This is a genomic window from Pseudomonas sp. W15Feb9B, from assembly GCF_000828175.1.
Lineage (GTDB): Bacteria > Pseudomonadota > Gammaproteobacteria > Pseudomonadales > Pseudomonadaceae > Aquipseudomonas > Aquipseudomonas parakoreensis.
Map to the genome: position 1 here is coordinate 1 of NZ_JTKF01000065.1, position 17,598 is coordinate 17,598.

Genomic DNA, 17,598 nt, shown 5'->3' on the forward strand with positions numbered 1-17,598 from the left:
CAATCCGCTGATCGACACAATCCACTGTGGGAGCGGGCTCGCCCGCGAAGGCGCCGGTTCAGTCGATAAAGAGTTGGATGTGCCAACGCCATCGCTGGCAAACCAGCTCCCACAGGGAAGTTGTCTACATTTTAGTTAGTTGATCTTTAGTTGGTTTAAGTGTTGATGGAACAACACTTGTGTTGCTCTAAATACAACTATTCAGCCGGATCTAACCTAAGTGTTATTGGTTCTTTTACGGCAAGCCTTCAGCCCGTCTAGCATCGGTTTTCAACGGAGAAGCTGACTTTGGGGATGCTGCGCTTCAGTCACTAAACAGCCTTCACCGCCTTCCTGATTTCCATAACTACAGCAGACATTGCCGTGCATTGATTGCCGACCCTATATTGTCGGCAACGGCCGGGTATTAGCTGCGATAAAGGAGCTGTCCCATGTATCAGCGTTCCCGTTCATTACTGGCCATCGCGGTTGTCGGTGCGATCTGGCAAGTTCCGGCGCAAGCCGAAGACACTTCCACCCGCGTTGACGATGACACACGGCTGGGTACCGTGCTGGTCACCGGCACTCGGGGCACGGCACGTACGGTGCTCGATTCTCCAGTGCCGGTGGACGTGTTGACCGCCGCCGATCTCAAGTCCACGGGCGCGGCTGACGGTGAACTGGGCCAGGCGCTGCAGACGTTGCTGCCGTCGTTCAGCATGCCGCGTCAGTCCAATTCCGGTGGTGCCGACCATGTACGCGCCGCACAGCTGCGCGGCATGAGTCCGGATCAGGTGCTGGTGCTGGTCAACGGCAAGCGCCGTCACACCTCGGCGGTGGTCAACGACTCGTCGAAAATCGGTCGCGGCACGGCGCCGGTGGACTTCAACTCGATCCCGATCAGCGCGATCAAACGCATCGAAGTGCTGCGCGACGGCGCCGGGGCGCAGTACGGTTCCGACGCGATTGCCGGGGTGATCAACATCATCCTCGACGACGCCCCCGAGGGCGGTGAAGTGTCCACCAGCTACGGCGCGTTTCACACTCATCAGGACGCCATCGGCAGAACCACCACCGACGGCCAGAACAGCGTGACCACCGCCAAGATCGGCACGCGCCTGGGCGAAGAGGGCGGGTTCATTCGCGGCGGCACCGAGTACAAAAATCGCAACCCGACCAACCGCGCCGGTTTCGACGGTTTTGCCGATACCCCGGACCAGCGCAACTACGTGATGGGCGACGGCCTGGCGCGGGACGTCAACCTGTGGTTCAACAGTGAGCTGCCGCTGGCGGGTGGCAAGGCTTACAGCTTCGGCACTTACAACCAGCGCCACACCACCGGCGCTGAATTCTATCGCTATCCCTACGAGCAGCCGCAGTTCTATCCCAACGGCTACCTGCCGCAGTCGCTGGGCGACAACAAGGATGTCTCCGCCACCGCCGGCTTCAAGGGCATGATCGGCGAAGACTGGGACTTCGACAGCAGCGTGACCCATGGCCGCAACCGCTTCGACGGCTCCACCCGCCGCACGCTCAACGTCAGCCTCGGTGAGGACTCGCCGACCCGGTTCGACACCGGCGATTACGAGCTGCGCCAGACCACCACCAACCTCGATTTCAGCCGCGAACTGCGCCTCGGCGGACGCTCGTTCGTGCTGGCGCTGGGCGGTGAATACCGCTACGAAAACTACCTGACCTACGCCGGTGACGCGGCCTCGTACATCGGTTCCGGCGCTGACGGCGCCAACGGCCTGCGCCCCAGCGAAGAGTCGGACCTGGACCGCAACGTGTTCGCCACCTACGCGGAAATTTCGGGCGATCTGACTGATCGCTTTTTCGTCGACGCCGCCACCCGCTGGGAACATTACGATGATGCCGGCAGCAAACTCACCGGCAAGCTCAGCGGTCGCTACAAACTGACCGAGCAGTGGGCGCTGCGCGGTGCGGTGTCGAACAACTTCCGCGCGCCGTCGTTGGCGCAGAGCGGTTTCCAGAACACCACGAGCAACTTCGGCGAAGGCGGCACGCTCACCGATATTCGCGTGCTCTCGGTCAACGATCCGATCGCCCGCGCGCTGGGGGCCGAGAAGCTCGATCCGGAAACCTCGAAGAACTTCAGTCTCGGCCTGACCTTCCAGCTCAACGAACGCTTCGATGCCTCGCTCGATGTATTCCGCATCGACGTCAAGGACCGCATCACCCTGTCCCAGCGCATCGGCAGCGACGCCATGGAGCAATACATCAACGACAACTTCGGCGTGGCCGGGGTGCATGACGTCAACTTCTTCACCAACGCCGCCGACACCAGCACCCACGGTGCCGAACTGGTGCTCAACTACCACCAGCCGCTGTATGAAGGGCAACTGGGCCTGACCACCGCGTACACCTACAACCACACCAAAGTCACCAGCACCAAAGGCACGCCCGCGCAACTGACGGCGCTGGGTATCGGCAACGATGCACTGGTCGGCGTTGAAGAAACCAACACCCTGACTGACGCGGCGCCCAAGGATCGTTTCGTGTTTTCCGCCAATTGGGCCAGCGAACACTGGGGCTTGCTCGGGCGTCTGACCCGTCAGGGCGAGACCACCCGCGTCTTCGACTTTGGCGATTCGCAACCGGAGCAGACCTACGGCGCGGTGTGGCAACTGGACGCCGAGGTGACCTACAAATTCACCCCGAAATTCAGCGTCGCCCTGGGCGGCAACAACCTCACCGACAACTACCCGGAGCGCTCCGGCTCGGCGATCAATTACGGCGGCAACCTGCCGTATGACGTGCTGTCGCCGATCGGCACCAACGGCGCTTACTACTACGCCAGCGCCACTTACGGCTTCTGAGCCGCACCGCCATGGACGGCGGATCTTCTGCGGGACTCTGCATGAATCACTCCAACGGTCCCAAGCGTCACCTGCCGGTAATGCAGGCGTTGCTGATCACGCTGGGCATGGTGATCACCACCGACATCCTCAAGACCGCGCCGACCGTGGCGCTGAACGTCGGGCCGGAATATTTCTACTGGGTGTGGGTGCTCGGCGGCCTGGCGTCGATGGCCGGGGCGTTGTGCTTTGCCGAAATGGCCACGGCATTCCCACATCCTGGCGGCGACTATCACTTTCTGCGCACCGCCTATGGCGAGCGCATGGGGTTCCTGTTTGCCTGGTCACGCTTCTCGGTGATGCACACGGGCTGGATCGCCTTGTCGGCGTTCATGTTTGCCGATTACGTCAACGCCGTGGTGCCGCTCGGTCGATACGGCTCGGGGTTGTTTGCCGGCGGGGTGATCGCTGCGCTGGTGCTGCTCAATCTCACGGGCAAGCACATCGGTTTCATCACCCAGACCTTGCTGGTGGGCTTGTTGGCGCTGGGCTTTCTGAGCATCGCCAGCGCCGGGGTGTGGCTGGCGTGGCAGGGGATCGAAGCCGCGCCAGCAAGCGTCTCGGTTGCGCCGGAAAACACCGGTATGGCCGGGCTTTCGGCGGCGATGATTTTCGTGTTTCTGGCATTCGGTGGCTGGAGCGATGCGGCGACCTTGTCGGCGGAAGTGCGTGACGGTCGACGTGGAATATTCATCGCCATGCTCGGCGCGTTGACGCTGCTGATGGCGATTTATCTGGCGCTGAACTGGGCGTTTGTGCGAGGCCTGGGATTCGCCGGGCTGGCGGCGAGCAACGCACCGGCAGTGGAGTTGTTGAACCGTGCCTTTGGCGCGCCGGGTGTGCTGCTGATTCTGCTGATGGTGGGTATCGCGGCCATTGCCAGCATCAACTCGACCTTGCTGGTCGGCGCCCGCACCACCTATGCCGCTGCCCGCGATGTGCCGCAGTTGCGTCGTTTCGGCGAGTGGCACGAACGTGACGGCGTGCCGCGCAAAGCGTTGCTGGCGGAGGGCTCAGTGGCGTTGTTGCTGGTGCTGTTCGGCAGTTTCACCCAGAGCGGCTTCAACACCATGGTCGAGTACCTGACCCCGGTGTATTGGCTGTTTCTGAGCTTCAGCAGCCTGGCGTTGATCATCCTGCGCCGACGCTTTCCCGACGTGTCGAGGCCGGTGAGGGTGCCTTTGTATCCGCTATTGCCGCTGCTATTTTTCGGGCTGTGCCTGTACATGCTTTATTCGAGCGTGACAGTGGTGGGGTGGGGCGCATTTCTGGGGATTGGCGTGTTGCTGGTGGGCGCGCTGCTGTTGGCGGGATTGAGCCGCCTGGCGTCGACGCCTCGGCAAGCTCTGGGGCCGATCAGCGATTAAAACGAGACTTCGGCCGGTTGCGACAGACGCAGTACCGACAAGTCCCCGGTGATGCGTTTGTACGCCAGTCGAATTGCCTCGATGTTGCCGGCGTTCTGCGGATTGTTTTCGTGCAGGATCACGATGACCTTGGTGCTCAACCGCTCCGGCTCCTTTGCCCCATGATCACGCCATTGCCCATAGGCATCGAACACGGTGAAACCGTCGGGAAACCGCGACGTCACTTCCTTGTCGAGAAACTCGCGCCAGCGCGCCGCGCTGACCGCACCGTCCTTGCCATCGACCGTGCCCACCGAGAAGTACAACTCGGTGCGGATCCACTGCGCCTGCGCCGGGCGCGAGGCGTCACCTTGCAGGGTCGAGCTGGCGGGATCTTTGGTGTGCACTGAAACAGCAGGAGGACTGGCGCACCCGGCGACAGCGACAAACAGTGCAGCCAGTAACAGGCGTCTTTGCATGGAACATTCCTTTTATGAGTCAAGTGCAGACGCGCAATGATAGGGGCTGAGGTTAATAGCGATAAAAGATTAAAAAATGATTTCCTGGTTGATTCATGGAATAAGAAATCATCGAGTCGTGGGTACCGAACGTGCCAACGCCATCGCTGGCAAGCCAGCTCCCACAGGTTTTTTGGCGTGCACAAAGCCGTTGATCGACACAATCCCCTGTGGGAGCGGGCTTGCCCGCGAAAGCGCCGGCTCAGTCGATAAAGACGTTGGATGTGCCAACGCCATCGCTGGCAAGCCAGCTCCCACCGGTTTTGTGGCGTGCACAAAGCCGCTGATCGACACAATCCCCTGTGGGAGCGGGCTTGCCCGCGAAAGCGGTGTGACATTCAGCGATGAGGTTGGCGTATCTGACGCTTTCGCGAGCAAGCTCAGCGCCCCTCATGCTGCTTGCGATAAGCCCCCGGTTGCACGCCCACCGACTTGGCAAATGCCCGGGTAAACGCGGCGATCGACTGATAGCCCACCGCCGCACACACCTGTTCCACCGTGTGGTTAGTCCGCAGCAACTGGCAGGCATGCCGAATGCGCAACGCCAGCAATACCTGCCCCGGCGATTGCCCGGCCAGTTCGTTGAAGCGTTTGAAAAATGCCGAGCGCGACAGCCCGGTACTCGCCGCCATGCTCTCCAGCGACCACGGCAACTGCGGTTGTGCGATCAACTGATCCAGCAACGGCGCGAACTGCGGATTGCGCGCCAATGCCACGAGGCCGCCGAGGCTCTGGTTGTCGGCCATCTGCTGACGCAGCACGTACAAAAACAGCAGATGACTCAAGCGTTCGAGCAGCGCCGAGGAGGGCGCCGGCAGGCGTTCGCACTCTTGCAGGATCAACTCGAACAAGGCTCGCGCCGCGCTGGAAGACGGATCGCCCGCGCGCAGGATGATCCAGTCGGGCAACCCTTCGATGATCAGCGATGACAATCCCGACTTGAAATGGAAGAACCCGCAAACCAGCCCGACGCCATCCTGTGCCTGGCTATCGAGCGCGGTCATGGCCCTGCGCGGCAGCGTTTGGGCGAGGGCCGTCTCTTCGGCGCTGGAGAGGCGGTAATTCAGATCCCGCAGCAGAAACACCGCATCCCCGGGGTTCAATGGTATCGACCGTGCCTGCCCATCAATGTGCAGCCAGCAACGCCCCTGCACGATCAAGTGAAAACTGGCGCGCGCCAGCCCATGCGTACTCGCGTGCCAGCCACCGCAATAGCGCCCGACGTGGAACAGACTGGCGTCGAGTTCGAGGCTTTCTAATAACCAATCAACCAAAGGGCTGGACGAAATCATCTAATGGAAACACTCAGGAGCAAGTAATCGCTACTTTAGAATATGGATCGAAATTTTTATAACCAACAGACTGGCCGGACACTCAACAGCAGGAGTCCACTCCATGTCGCGCGTCACTCTTCACACCGTGCAAAGCGCTCCCGAAGCCGCCAGACCGTTTCTAGAAAATGCGCAGAAAAACTCCGGATTCATTCCGAACCTGCTGGCCGTGCTGGCCAATGCCCCGGCCGCACTGGAAACCTACGTTACGGTATCGGCGCTCAATGGCAAGTCCGAACTCAGCCTCGCCGAGCGCGAAGTGGTGCAACTGATTGCCGCGACCAACCATGGTTGCGATTTCTGTGTCGCAGGTCATACCGCCGTGGCGCTGAATAAGGCAAAACTGCCGCCGGAAGTGGTCAGTGCGCTGCGTGAAAAAGCCACTGTGCCCGTGGCAAAACTGGAAACCCTGGCCGCATTTGCCCGCGAGGTGATTGCCACCCGGGGCAAGGTCAGCGATCAGACCTTCAACCAATTCAAGGCCGCCGGCTACACCGAAGGCAATGCGCTGGAAGTGATCCTCGGCATCAGCCTGGCGACCCTGTGCAACTTCGCCAACGTGTTCGCCGACACGCCGCTCAACCCTGAGCTGGCGGCGTATCGCGCGTAATCCGCCAGCGCTTCGGGCCGCATCGTCTATGGTTGATGCGGCTGCGTACAAGGAGAGAAACGACATGCTCAATCCGGCATTGATGCAATGGCTGGAACACAACGCCCAGGCCCTGGATGCGGGCGACGGCGATCCACAACAGGTGCTGACACAACTGGCGCAGGCCGGGGTGCTACGGGTCGGCGTCAGCCCGGCGCTGGGCGGCAGCGGTGGCCACGTCAGCGATGCCGTGGAAACCCTGGCCGCCGTCGCCAGCCATTCATTGGCAGCGGCGTTCGTATTCTGGGGCCAAAGGGCCTTTATCGAATACTTGCTGCACAGTCCCAACGCTGCACTAAGGGAAAAGCTGCTGCTTTCACTGCTCAGCGCAGAACTGGCCGGCGCCACCGGTCTGTCCAACGCGATGAAGTACCTGTCAGGCATCGAGGCACTGCAAGTGCGCGCCGCCAGTGCCGCTGACGGCTGGACCTTGAACGGGCGCCTGCATTGGGTGACCAACCTGCGCAAAAGCGGTTTTGTGGTGGCGGCGGCGATCGAGCATGAGGCGGGCGGTTCACCCTTCGTGCTAGCCATCCCGGATGGCGCGGCCGGCGTAACACGTTCCGCCGACCTGCAGCTGATGGGGCTGCAATCGAGCAACACTGCCGCCATCGATTTCGCGCAAGTGGCGGTCGGTCGCGAATGGCTGCTGCATGAAGATGCGCGCAAGTTTCTACCGGCGGTGCGCCCGGCGTTTCTTGGCTTGCAGTGCGGCATGGCGCTGGGCCTGGCGCGACGTGCGTTGGCCGAGGTCGAAGGACATTTACAGAATGGTCGTTCGATTCTGCTGGAGCCGTTGCAAGAACAACGCGAGCAACTGGCTCGGAGCGTCGACGCGCTCAAGCAGGGCCTGCATGATGGACGCTTCCTGACCCAGCCGGGCGCGTTGTTCCAGATCCGCATCGCACTGGCCGAATCCGCCGCCAATGCGGTGCAACTGGAATTGCAATCCAGCGGCGGCAAGGCCTATCTGACCGAGCACGGCAGTGGTTTCGCCCGGCGCTGGCGTGAGTCGGCGTTCGTGCCGATCGTCACGCCGAGCCTGGTGCAACTGCGCGCTGAATTGCAGCGGCAGAAACGGGAAGCGACGGCATGACCGCGCCGGTGCTGGAGGCGCATGGCATCAGCCTCGGCTACCCGCGAGAGCAGGGCTGGCACACCGTGCTGGAACACTTCGACCTGCAATTGCAGCCCGGCGAAGTGGTGACGATTCTCGGCCCCAGCGGTGTCGGCAAATCGAGTCTGCTGCGTGTGCTGGCGGGGTTGCAGGCACCGCAGCAGGGCCGGGTGAGCCTGCTTGGCGAACCGCTGACCGGTGCGCACCCTCGGGTGGCGGTGGCGTTTCAGGACCCGAGCCTGTTGCCGTGGCTGACTTTGGAAAAGAACGTCGCCTTCGGTCTCGACTTCGCCCGCCAGCCGCACCTGACGGCCGAACAACGCAAGACGCGGATCGACCACGCCATCGCTGCGGTCGGCCTCGAACACGCGCGGTTGCAGCACCCGACGCAGTTGTCCGGCGGCATGGCCCAACGCACCGCGCTGGCGCGGTGTCTGGCGCGGCAGCCGCAGGTGCTGTTGCTCGATGAACCGTTCGGCGCGCTGGATGAAATCACCCGCACCGACATGCAGCAGTTGCTCCTGCAACTGATTGCCGAGCACCACACCGCAGCCGTGTTGATCACCCACGACATCGACGAAGCCCTGCTGCTTTCCGAGCGGATTCTGCTACTGGGTAACAGCCCGGCGCACATCCTCGGCGAGTGGCGCATCGATCTGCCTCAGCCGCGTGCCGAGTTGGTTGAGGAACTGGGCGCGCTGCGCATCGACATCCTCAAAACCCTTCGGCGGGCGAGCCGCAATCCCCTCATTCAACCTGTGCCCGCTACGTCGGAGATTGACCATGTGCCTGGACGACTTTACTCACACACGTCGTGACTTCCTCAAACTCAGCGCGTTGCTGACCGCTGGCGGCGCGTTGCCGTTGCTCAACAGCCTGAATGCCCGTGCCGCTGCCGAGCCGAACGCGCCGGTGCGCATCGGTTATCTGCCGATCACCGACGCCACGCCGTTGCTGGTGGCGCACAACAACGGGCTGTTCGAGGCCGAAGGCATTCAGGCCGAGCGCCCGGTGCTGCTGCGCAGTTGGGCGCAGGTGATCGAGGCGTTCATTTCCGGGCAGGTCAACGTGATTCATCTGCTGTCGCCGATGACCGTGTGGGCGCGTTACGGCAGCAAGGTGCCGGCCAAGGTCGTGGCGTGGAACCACGTCGGCGGCTCGGGCCTGACCGTGGCGCCGGGCATCACCGAGGTCAAGCAACTCGGTGGGCAATCGGTGGCGATTCCGTTCTGGTATTCGATTCATAACGTGGTGGTGCAGCAGCTGTTCCGCGATCACGGGCTGTTGCCGGTGAGCAAATCGGCGAGCGCCGCGCTGGCGCCGAACGAGGTCAATCTGCTGGTGCTGCCGCCGTCGGACATGCCGCCGGCCCTGGCGAGCAAACGCATTGCCGGCTACATCGTCGCCGAGCCGTTCAACGCCCTGGCCGAGGAACTCAAGGTCGGCCGAGTACAGCGCTTTACCGGCGACGTCTGGCGCAATCACGCCTGCTGCGTGGTGTTCATGCACGAGCAGGATCTGAACAACCGTCCCGAGTGGTCGCAGAAAGTGGTCAACGCGATCGTCAAGGCGCAGGTCTGGACCCGCGACAACCGCGCCGAGGCCGCCAAGCTGCTGTCCAGGGACGGCGAAAATCGCTACACGCCCCACGCGCAACCGGTGCTCGACCGGGTGCTGTCGCCGGCCACCAGCGACCGCGAGCAATATCTGGCCAGCGGCGCGATTCAGCACAGCCATTGGGACGAGCAGCGCATCGATTTTCAGCCGTACCCGTTCCCCAGCTACACCGAAGAACTGGTCAAACGTCTGAAGGACACGTTGATCGAGGGCGACAAGGGGTTCCTCGCCGGCCTTGATCCGCAGCAGACCGCCAAGGATCTGGTGGATGATCGCTTCGTGCGCAACGCCATCGCGGCCGTTGGCGGCATGCAGACCTTTGGCCTGCCGGAAAGCTTCGAACGCAGCGAGGAGTTCGGCCTCTGATGCGCCAGCGATCTTCATTGACCGTGCAGGGTTTGTTGGGTGTAGCGGGGCTGTTGTGCCTGTTGCTGCTGTGGTGGCTGGGTGTGCATCTGTTTGGCGGCAACGACAGCCTGGCGTTGCGCTTTTCACCCGAGGCAACTCTGGCGAGCCTCGGCGAACTGTTGCTGCGCCCGGAGCTGTACGAGCATGTGCTGGTCAGTCTGAAGCGGATTCTGGTCGGGCTGCTGCTGGCGCTGCTGATCGGTGTACCGCTGGGCTTGATGATTGGCAGCTACCGGCATCTGGAAGCGGCGACCACGCCGGCGTTTCAGTTTCTGCGGATGATTTCGCCGTTGTCGTGGATGCCGGTGGTGGTGATGCTGCTGGGCGTTGGTGATCAGCCGATCTACTTTCTGCTGACCTTCGCTGCGGTGTGGCCGATCCTGCTCAACACCGTGGCCGGCGTGCGCCAGCTTGATCCGCGCTGGCTGCAACTCAGCCGCAGCCTCAGCGCCACCCGCTGGGAAACCCTGCGCAAGGTGATCCTCCCCGGCGTGCTCGGCCATGTGCTGACCGGGGTCCGGCTGTCGATCGGCATTCTGTGGATCGTGCTGGTACCCTGCGAGATGCTCGGGGTCAGCGCCGGGTTGGGCTACTTCATCCTCGATACGCGTGATCGCCTGGCGTATTCGGAACTGATGGCGATGGTGCTGCTGATCGGCGTACTGGGTTTTACGCTGGATGCGTTCGCGCGCTGGCTACACCGACGCTGGGCGCCGGCCTGAGCCTCTTCACCAGCAGGCTCGCTCCCTGCGCGCAATCCCGCAATCACCACAAAGCCCTGTGGGAGCTGGCTTGCCAGCGATGGGGCCGTGTCAGCCTCCACCCTTGTAGACTGACCCACCGCCATCGCTGGCAAGCCAGCTCCCACAGTAATCTCGGCCAGTAACCAAGTCCGTGTACACCGCAAAACCTTTTAGGGGTCACGGGCTCGACGCCGGTTTCGCCAGCGCAATCCCCGCATCCCCCAGGCGCTTGAGAATCTCGAACAGCAGATCACTCTTGGTTCCGCCGACGATCCGTGGGCTGCCGACATAGCCCGTCACCGTCAAGGTGATGCCATCGGGCGAGAGCTTGCTGAAGCGTACGTACGACGCCGGTTTGTCGAGGATGTTTTCGTTTTCGCGGTAGGTGTTCAGCAGCAGTTCCTTGACCTGTTCCGGGTCGATGTCCAGCGGGAACATCAGCTCCAGGCTCGCCACCCCCTGGGCGCTGCCGCCGAGGGTGACGTTGCGCAGGTTCTGCGAGATCAGTTGTGAGTTGGGCACGATCACGATGGAGCGGTCGCTGAGCTGGATTTCCGTGGCGCGCACGTTGATCCGGCGGATATCGCCTTCGACACCGCTGATGCTGATCAGGTCGCCGACCTTCACTGGCCGTTCGGTGAGCAGGATCAGCCCGGAGACGAAGTTCTTGACGATTTCCTGCAAGCCGAAACCGATCCCCACCGACAACGCACTGACGATCCACGCCAGATTGGTCCAGCGCACGCCCAGTGACGACAGCGTCAGGAGGATAACCGTGGCATAACCGATGTTGGAAAACAGCGTGCTCAGCGACGCGCACATGCCCGGATCCATGTCGGTCTTGGGCAGGAATTCGTTGTCGAGCCAGCGGCGCAGGGCGCGGATCAGGTAGATACCGATCAGCAGCGCCAGCACCGCATTGACCAGGTGCGCAGGGACGATGTTCAGCTTGCGCAAGCCGGCACCACCCAGAATGCCCAGGACATTGCTGGTCAGTTGCCCGAACGTGGTGCCGATGCCGCCGACGAACAAGGTGATGACCGCCAGCAGCAACAGCCCGGCGCGGCTGGCACCGGACAGCACAATCGAGATCTGTTCCAGCCGCCGGTCGCCCAGGCCCAAAGTCTGCTTGAGCGTCTTGCCCGCCGAGTAGCGCGGCGAGAACAGGTACTCGCAGGCGTCCTTGACCACTTGCACCAGTAAATAGAACCCGGCCAGCACGATATAGGCCCATACCAGCTCAAAAGTGATGAAGCGGGCCAGCGACACGTAGCCGGTGAGCAAGGCCAGCGCCGACACGCCCATGCACACCGTGGCGATGCTGTAGATCGCTCCGGCAAACGTGCTGGCGGCCTCCGGTTCGTTGGCGCTGATCAACGCCTTGCGCACTTTGCCGACGCGCAACAGCAACGGCACCAGAATCACGATCACCACGATGGCAATCACCCCGCGCTGGGCGATCACGATCTGGCTGCTCATGCCGGTGGCGTTGCTGACTTGCACCAGCGTCACCAGCACCAGCAGGGTGGCGGCGAGAATCCTCGGATAGGGGCGCAACGCCAGCGCCACCGAATCGGCCATCGCCGGCAGCCGCCATGAAGGATGCTGGGTCGATAGCAGTGCGCGGCTCAACGCGGTGATCAGGACGCAGGCGTAAACGGCTTTTTCGAATTCTTCGGAAAAAGTCTGCAGCACTGGCGTCAGCGGCTCGTGACGGGTGCAGGCATAGAACAGCAGATGCAGGGCGATGGCTGTGGTGCCCAGGGTCGCCAGCGCCGAGGCGAATGCCAGCGCGCTGCGACGCAGGCGACCTTCCGGCATGCGGTGGATGCACAGCCAGGTCAGACCGCGTTCGGCAAGTCGGCGGCCGACCGTCCAGAAAGCCAGCGCCAGCAGCACCAGCACACAGGTGAAAAACCGTTCCCCCGGGGCCCATACGGTGGCCCAGGTGAGGTTCACCTGATCGATGAAAAACTTCAGGCGCTGGCGGTCGTCCGGCTCCGGCGCGACCAATGGCGACCAGAAGTCCGGGCTCAGGATGCTGTCGGTGCGCAGCGTCAGTTCGCTTTCGAGCAGTGTGCGGCGGATGCCGGCGATTTGTGTAATCAGCTCGGCTGCGCTTTGTTTGAGCGCGGCAAGGCTTTTGAGCGTGGCATCGACCTTGTTTTTCTGCTCGCTGAGCAACGCCCGTTGTGCGGCGATTTCCGCCTGTTCGGCGGCAATCTGCGTATCCGGTGCGGCGCCGAGCACCCCCAGTTGCACCGCCAGTTGCGCCTGCTGCGGCAACAACGATGCGGACAACCGATCGACATCCAGAATGAACGTCTGCACCCGGTCCTGCGGGCCTTCGAGCTGGTTGTAATTGTTGGCGGCGGAAATCTGCTGCTTCAGGCCGTCAAGACGCAGTTGCAAGGCTTGCAGATCACTTTGCGAGACCTCCACCAGCGGCGCCGCAGTGGTCGCCGAGGGCGCCGGCAAATCCGCCGCGCACAGCAGCGAACTGCCCGAAGCGAGCACGGTCAGCGCGACAAAAAACAATGACTTCAATGTGTTGCGCATCGGAGGGACCGGTTCTCGTTGATCACACAATCTATGAGGTTAGGTGATCGAACCGGGCACGGCGGAAAATTTCCGGTTAGCAGGGCGGGGGCGCAGCAGGGCGTGCGTGTTTTGCTGTGGTTGTCCTCATAATGCCGCAGCCAGGCTTCCATGGCTCATCAAAACACCACCCGTCCGGAAATGCAGTGCTGAACGGCACCGCCGACCCAGACGGTGCCGTCCACGTTCTGGATGTGCAATCGGCCGCGGCGGCCGATGGCGGTGCCTTGGCTCACGGTGTAGCGCTCGCCAAGGATGCCTGAGCCGATCAGCCACTGAGCCAGGCTCGCATTGAGGCTGCCGGTGACGGCGTCTTCGGCGCATTCCTCGCCCATGAAGGCTCTGACTTCCACGTCCGTTTCAGCGTCGTGACCCGCCCACGGCGCAATAACCCCGACATTCAGCCCCTGCAGCGCCGCGTAATCAGGCTTGATCGCCAACACGTCTTCGCGACTCGCCAGCAACACGCCCGCCCACCCCGGGCCGTTATCGACCCATTGGCTCGCGCGGATCTGCCCGGTGGCGAGGCCGAGTCCTTGTTCAATCAGGTTGAGCGTCGATGCCTCCAGCGGCCCGCTGCGCACCAATGGTGGTGCGGAGAACGCCAGTTGCGCACCTTGTTTGCGTACCCGAATCAAGCCCGCCGAGCACTCCTGAATAATCTCGACCTGCTCAGGCTTGTCGTTCTGCGCGAGCCACACTTTGCAGCTGCCCAGCGTGGGATGCCCAGCGAAGGGCAGCTCTCGCAACGGTGTAAAGATACGGACACGGTAGTGCGCGTCCGGCGCCTCGGGCTTCAACAGAAAAGTGGTCTCACTGAGTTGCGTCCAGCGGGCGAACGCCTGCATCTGCTCGGTCGTCAGCCCATCAGCATCCACCACCACGGCCAGAGCATTTCCTTCGTAGGGGTGATCGGCGAATACGTCGACTTGTACGAACTGCAGCGAGCGTGGCATTGAATGTCCTTACAGGTTGAGTCAGGGAAGGTCTTTTACGCCGATGGATTCGGATTATGGGCGCAGACTGTCAGGTGCCGGTCCATGACATTTCGATATGCGTGTCGGTTGTGCCAGTCCGGCGAAAGCCCAGTCGTTCATAGAGCTTCTGCGCCAATGTGTTCGTGCGAAAAGCGCCCAACTGCAACGGCACCTTGCGGGCAGCGGCTTCCAGCTGGAGGTTCCTCAGCATGCGCGAGCCAATGCCCTTGCCTTGGTACGCCTGCGAAATAGCGATGTTCTGAACTTGGATTCGATCTTCTTTATCCAGAATCTGCACGTATCCAATAATCCGGCCATCTTGTTCAATAACCGAAGTGGCTGCGCAGGCGAATTCCGCTGTGAAATTTGCCCGTTGCCACTTCTCATCCCAGCCCCATATTTTCTCGATGTGCTCGCGAAAGACTGCGCGATGCAAGTCAAAGAGGGTTGTCTGGTCACCATCGGTGGCGGGGCGTAGCGTCATGCGGGTCTCTGATTTGTGCTTTTGGCTGTTGCTGAGGCTAGCGGCTGCAACAATAAACGGCAATTCGGATTGATCATGGCCGCAGCATCTGACTGCCCCCGGACAATTACAACGCTACCCGCTCCACAAGCCTGCTGAACTCCAGCGGATGACCGGGGAGTTTCGCCGGTTTTAAGCTACAGCCGATCCCTATTCCCGGCAGGAACGTGGCCTATGAAATGATTCGATTTTTCTTGTCTCGTTTCCCGGCGTAGCGTGCCCCAACGACAAGGAGAATCATCGTGGCCTCATCCTCGACCAACCCTGCAGCAAAATTCGACACCTCGCGCGCCAGCGAGTACGCCAGACAGAGCCGTATCGCACTGGCCGGTTACGACGCCTGTCACGATCTGGCGGCTTGCATGTTGGCGGCTACGCTCGGCCCGGCGCGGGCGGCAAACGTGCTGGTGGTGGGCGCGGGGGGTACGGCGCAGGAAATCATCGCAATGGCCGCGCTGGAGCCGGACTGGTGTTTCACCGCTGTCGATCCTTCGGCACCCATGCTGGACGCCGCGACGCAGCAATTGAAGGTCCATGAATTACTGCACAGAACGCAGCTGTATCTCGGGCATGTCGATGACTTGCCGGCCGCCCCATCCTTCGATGCGGCAACATTGATCGGCGTGCTTCATCACCTCAAGGGTGACGAACCCAAACAACACATCCTGTGCTCGGTCCAGGCGCGGCTGAAACCGGGCGCACCGCTGATTGTGGCGGGCAATCATTACGCCTATGCCAGCCAACCGTTATTGCTGCAGGCGTGGGGGCAGAGATGGCGGCAGCAAGGCGCGAGTGCTGAGGAGGTGGCCGCCAAGCTCGGGAAAATCCTGCAGGGCGCGGATCCGCCGCATTCCGAAGCAGCGGTTCAGGCGTTGTTGCATAAGGCGGGATTCGGCCAGGCGACGCGCTTCTTCAGCAGTCTGTTCTGGGGCGCGTGGCTGGCGTGCCGACAGCCTCTCTCAGCCGACTGAGTGTGATCGAAACCTGAATTGCAGAATCAGCTCTCGCTGCTCTCAACCGGTTCGGCGGCCGCTTCGGCAGCCATCTTTGCGCGGTCGGCCTTGCTGATGTATTTGGGCTTTTTCGGCGCCAGTTTGGCGCTGGCCTTTTTGGCCTTTTCCTTGAACAACTGCTGCAGTTTCTTTTGGCGGTTCATGTTTCTACTCGGTGAAGTGGAGCCGGGCATGTGCCCATCAAGCGCGCATTAAATCCGGGTCGCAGCCATTTGGCGAGCCTGTTGCAGCGATGCGGGATCAAACTGCTCACGGGTGTCCATTCGCACACCGCGCAAGCCCGCTGTTTCCAGCTGCGTCCTATACAGTGCCTGCGCGCAATAGTTGATCAGAATAGAGCGCCGACGTGCGCCATTCACGTTGCGACTGCCCGCGTGGATCAGATCGACGTCAAACAGCAAAATGTCCCCCGCAGTCCCTGAAAGCTGCACGACTGCAGTCTCGTCGTTGGGGTCGAATGGTGGCTGTTGTGGTGAAGGTCGGTGACTGCCCGGGACGATGCGCGTGGCGCCGTTGTCGGGGCCGTAGTCGTCGAAAAAGGCGATGGCGTTGACCATGTCGCCGGGCCGCTGAATCGACAAGTCGCGGTGCAGTTGCTGATGGCCACCGCCGGCCAGCGGTTCGCGACCCTCGACCTGGGACAGGAAGTAGCGTTCGCCAATCAACTCGCCTGCCACCGTCAGAACCTGCGGCAAGCGACACACCGCTTGCACCGTTGCATCCAGGTCCAGCAGCGAATGGCGCCAGTCCATGCCGCGCGGGACCGGCCAGTGTTCCGAAGCTTGCACATTTGCATCGAATACCGCGCGCAGGTCGGCGAGCCAATTCCCCGGGATCGCATCGCGCAGCAGCGCGTAACCTTGCCGGTGAAGCTGCTCGCGCTCGATCATGGCTTCGTTAACATCAGGAAATCGCTGGTCAGCAGCGCGCCGAGGGCTGTGTTCAAGATTGATCTTTTCCAAGAGTGCATGTGTTGTTTTGCGACAGGACTGCGCGCAGATTCGTAGACCGGTTGCAATGAGGATAGCCGACGCATGCGCCTCTGCATCGAGGCTACGTCGGAACACCGGCGCGCGCGTCCGGATTTGAAATACCCGCCACCGCCCGCTAGAGTCGCGCCCCTTGTCCGGCCAGCAGTGCCGGCGATGGCTGGGGAAGAGGGCGGCAGTTGAACGAACACACATTGTCCATGCGACTGGAGCGGGTGGCGGCGCATGTACCGGCTGGCGCGCGGTTGGCGGATATCGGCTCGGATCACGGCTATCTGCCGGTGGCTCTGATGCGCCGTGGCGCCATCGTTGCGGCGGTGGCCGGCGAGGTAGCGCAGACACCGTTCCATGCCGCGGTGCGCACGGTGCGCGACAACGATCTTCAGCCGTTCATCACTGTGCGTCTGGCCAGTGGCCTGGCGGCGATCGAGCCGGACGACGAGATTTCCGCGATCAGCCTTTGTGGCATGGGCGGCGAGACGATTCGCGACATTCTTGACGGCGGCAAGGCGCGTCTGCGCGGTCATGAGCGGCTGATCCTGCAACCCAACGGCGGCGAGCAACCCCTGCGCCAATGGCTGATGGACAACGGCTACCGCATCCTCGACGAGGAAGTGCTGCAGGAAAACCGTTTCTTCTACGAAATCATCGTCGCCGAGCGCGGCGCCCCGGTGAGCTACAGCGCCGAACAGTTGTACTTCGGCCCGTTGCTGATGCAAGCACGCAGCCCGGCATTCATCGCCAAGTGGCAGCGTCTCTTACGGCAGAGACAGAAAACCCTGACCAGTTTCAAACAGGCGCGCCAGGAAGTGCCCGAGGAAAAACTGGAAGAAATTTCGCGACAGATTCAGTGGATCACTGAGTTGTTGGCTTGATCTGCCGTGTTGGCGCTTGCGCTCCTTCAGGTTTAA

Annotated in this window: 16 protein-coding genes; 9 read left to right on the top strand and 7 right to left on the bottom strand. The window is 62.0% G+C overall.

What is annotated here, in order from left to right:
• Positions 1 to 431: 431 nt before the first annotated feature.
• Both OC71_RS25675 and OC71_RS25680 read left to right on the top strand, forming a co-directional pair.
• Positions 432 to 2,819, top strand: a complete 2,388-nt coding sequence (locus OC71_RS25675; RefSeq protein ID WP_041074655.1) for a TonB-dependent siderophore receptor — start codon at positions 432 to 434, stop codon at positions 2,817 to 2,819.
• A 41-nt stretch (positions 2,820 to 2,860) separates the two neighbouring features.
• Positions 2,861 to 4,225 (top strand): APC family permease, encoded by a 1,365-nt coding sequence (locus tag OC71_RS25680; protein ID WP_041074657.1) that lies wholly within the window; start codon positions 2,861 to 2,863, stop codon positions 4,223 to 4,225.
• Here the strand turns inward: OC71_RS25680 and OC71_RS25685 are convergent.
• Both OC71_RS25685 and OC71_RS25690 read right to left on the bottom strand, forming a co-directional pair.
• Positions 4,222 to 4,683: a DUF3574 domain-containing protein gene (locus OC71_RS25685; RefSeq protein WP_041074659.1), complete on the bottom strand. Its 462-nt coding sequence runs from the start codon at positions 4,681 to 4,683 to the stop codon at positions 4,222 to 4,224. The two genes, OC71_RS25680 and OC71_RS25685, sit on opposite strands and share 4 nt — an antisense overlap.
• A gap of 419 nt (positions 4,684 to 5,102) precedes the next feature.
• Positions 5,103 to 6,014: an AraC family transcriptional regulator gene (locus tag OC71_RS25690; RefSeq protein ID WP_041074661.1), complete on the bottom strand. Its 912-nt coding sequence runs from the start codon at positions 6,012 to 6,014 to the stop codon at positions 5,103 to 5,105.
• Positions 6,015 to 6,117: 103 nt separating this feature from the next.
• Between OC71_RS25690 and OC71_RS25695 the strand changes: the two genes are divergently transcribed.
• The 5 genes from OC71_RS25695 to OC71_RS25715 all read left to right on the top strand — a co-directional run bounded on the left by OC71_RS25695 (position 6,118) and on the right by OC71_RS25715 (position 10,566).
• On the top strand, positions 6,118 to 6,663 hold the full coding sequence (locus OC71_RS25695; RefSeq protein WP_041074663.1) for a carboxymuconolactone decarboxylase family protein: 546 nt from the start codon (positions 6,118 to 6,120) through the stop codon (positions 6,661 to 6,663).
• A gap of 64 nt (positions 6,664 to 6,727) precedes the next feature.
• Entirely contained in the window at positions 6,728 to 7,798 is a 1,071-nt protein-coding gene (locus OC71_RS25700; RefSeq protein WP_041074665.1) for an acyl-CoA dehydrogenase family protein, read from the top strand.
• On the top strand, positions 7,795 to 8,637 hold the full coding sequence (locus tag OC71_RS25705; RefSeq protein WP_041074667.1) for an ABC transporter ATP-binding protein: 843 nt from the start codon (positions 7,795 to 7,797) through the stop codon (positions 8,635 to 8,637). Before OC71_RS25700 ends, OC71_RS25705 begins: the two co-directional genes overlap by 4 nt.
• Positions 8,603 to 9,802 carry an ABC transporter substrate-binding protein gene (locus tag OC71_RS25710; protein ID WP_041074669.1) on the top strand — a complete coding sequence of 400 codons (1,200 nt, stop codon included), beginning with the start codon at positions 8,603 to 8,605 and terminating at the stop codon, positions 9,800 to 9,802. The genes OC71_RS25705 and OC71_RS25710 overlap by 35 nt, the downstream gene beginning before the upstream one ends.
• The gene (locus OC71_RS25715) at positions 9,802 to 10,566 is read left to right on the top strand and encodes an ABC transporter permease (protein ID WP_041074671.1); all 765 of its coding nucleotides are present in this window, start codon (positions 9,802 to 9,804) and stop codon (positions 10,564 to 10,566) included. Before OC71_RS25710 ends, OC71_RS25715 begins: the two co-directional genes overlap by 1 nt.
• Positions 10,567 to 10,764: 198 nt before the next feature.
• On the opposite strand, the gene OC71_RS25720 is transcribed toward OC71_RS25715, so the two are convergent.
• The 3 genes from OC71_RS25720 to OC71_RS25730 all read right to left on the bottom strand — a co-directional run bounded on the left by OC71_RS25720 (position 10,765) and on the right by OC71_RS25730 (position 14,646).
• Positions 10,765 to 13,146, bottom strand: coding sequence for a DUF3772 domain-containing protein (locus OC71_RS25720; protein ID WP_041074673.1), 2,382 nt, complete (start codon positions 13,144 to 13,146; stop codon positions 10,765 to 10,767).
• Positions 13,147 to 13,304: 158 nt separating this feature from the next.
• Entirely contained in the window at positions 13,305 to 14,141 is an 837-nt protein-coding gene (locus OC71_RS25725; RefSeq protein WP_041074675.1) for a PhzF family phenazine biosynthesis protein, read from the bottom strand.
• 70 nt (positions 14,142 to 14,211) lie between these two features.
• The gene (locus OC71_RS25730) at positions 14,212 to 14,646 is read right to left on the bottom strand and encodes a GNAT family N-acetyltransferase (protein ID WP_041074708.1); all 435 of its coding nucleotides are present in this window, start codon (positions 14,644 to 14,646) and stop codon (positions 14,212 to 14,214) included.
• Between the two features lie 281 nt (positions 14,647 to 14,927).
• Here OC71_RS25730 and OC71_RS25735 point away from each other — a divergent pair, with 281 nt between their 5' ends.
• On the top strand, positions 14,928 to 15,656 hold the full coding sequence (locus OC71_RS25735; RefSeq protein WP_041074677.1) for a class I SAM-dependent methyltransferase: 729 nt from the start codon (positions 14,928 to 14,930) through the stop codon (positions 15,654 to 15,656).
• 26 nt (positions 15,657 to 15,682) lie between these two features.
• On the opposite strand, the gene OC71_RS26885 is transcribed toward OC71_RS25735, so the two are convergent.
• Entirely contained in the window at positions 15,683 to 15,841 is a 159-nt protein-coding gene (locus tag OC71_RS26885; RefSeq protein ID WP_065118213.1) for a DUF2986 domain-containing protein, read from the bottom strand.
• Between the two features lie 48 nt (positions 15,842 to 15,889).
• On the bottom strand, positions 15,890 to 16,588 hold the full coding sequence (locus OC71_RS25740) for a phytanoyl-CoA dioxygenase family protein (protein ID WP_041074679.1): 699 nt from the start codon (positions 16,586 to 16,588) through the stop codon (positions 15,890 to 15,892).
• Positions 16,589 to 16,866: 278 nt separating this feature from the next.
• Between OC71_RS25740 and OC71_RS25745 the strand changes: the two genes are divergently transcribed.
• The gene (locus OC71_RS25745) at positions 16,867 to 17,562 is read left to right on the top strand and encodes a tRNA (adenine(22)-N(1))-methyltransferase TrmK (protein ID WP_041074681.1); all 696 of its coding nucleotides are present in this window, start codon (positions 16,867 to 16,869) and stop codon (positions 17,560 to 17,562) included.
• Positions 17,563 to 17,598: the final 36 nt, after the last annotated feature.

What these genes read in the sequence shown, in the direction of transcription:
- OC71_RS25710 (WP_041074669.1), top strand. Translation starts at nt 8,603, where the DNA reads ATGTGCCTGGACGACTTTACTCACACACGTCGTGACTTCCTCAAACTC.
- OC71_RS25730 (WP_041074708.1), bottom strand. Translation starts at nt 14,646, where the DNA reads ATGACGCTACGCCCCGCCACCGATGGTGACCAGACAACCCTCTTTGAC.
- OC71_RS25725 (WP_041074675.1), bottom strand. Translation starts at nt 14,141, where the DNA reads ATGCCACGCTCGCTGCAGTTCGTACAAGTCGACGTATTCGCCGATCAC.
- OC71_RS25700 (WP_041074665.1), top strand. Translation starts at nt 6,728, where the DNA reads ATGCTCAATCCGGCATTGATGCAATGGCTGGAACACAACGCCCAGGCC.
- OC71_RS25705 (WP_041074667.1), top strand. Translation starts at nt 7,795, where the DNA reads ATGACCGCGCCGGTGCTGGAGGCGCATGGCATCAGCCTCGGCTACCCG.
- OC71_RS25720 (WP_041074673.1), bottom strand. Translation starts at nt 13,146, where the DNA reads ATGCGCAACACATTGAAGTCATTGTTTTTTGTCGCGCTGACCGTGCTC.
- OC71_RS25695 (WP_041074663.1), top strand. Translation starts at nt 6,118, where the DNA reads ATGTCGCGCGTCACTCTTCACACCGTGCAAAGCGCTCCCGAAGCCGCC.
- OC71_RS26885 (WP_065118213.1), bottom strand. Translation starts at nt 15,841, where the DNA reads ATGAACCGCCAAAAGAAACTGCAGCAGTTGTTCAAGGAAAAGGCCAAA.
- OC71_RS25675 (WP_041074655.1), top strand. Translation starts at nt 432, where the DNA reads ATGTATCAGCGTTCCCGTTCATTACTGGCCATCGCGGTTGTCGGTGCG.
- OC71_RS25685 (WP_041074659.1), bottom strand. Translation starts at nt 4,683, where the DNA reads ATGCAAAGACGCCTGTTACTGGCTGCACTGTTTGTCGCTGTCGCCGGG.
- OC71_RS25690 (WP_041074661.1), bottom strand. Translation starts at nt 6,014, where the DNA reads ATGATTTCGTCCAGCCCTTTGGTTGATTGGTTATTAGAAAGCCTCGAA.
- OC71_RS25740 (WP_041074679.1), bottom strand. Translation starts at nt 16,588, where the DNA reads ATGATCGAGCGCGAGCAGCTTCACCGGCAAGGTTACGCGCTGCTGCGC.
- OC71_RS25680 (WP_041074657.1), top strand. Translation starts at nt 2,861, where the DNA reads ATGAATCACTCCAACGGTCCCAAGCGTCACCTGCCGGTAATGCAGGCG.
- OC71_RS25715 (WP_041074671.1), top strand. Translation starts at nt 9,802, where the DNA reads ATGCGCCAGCGATCTTCATTGACCGTGCAGGGTTTGTTGGGTGTAGCG.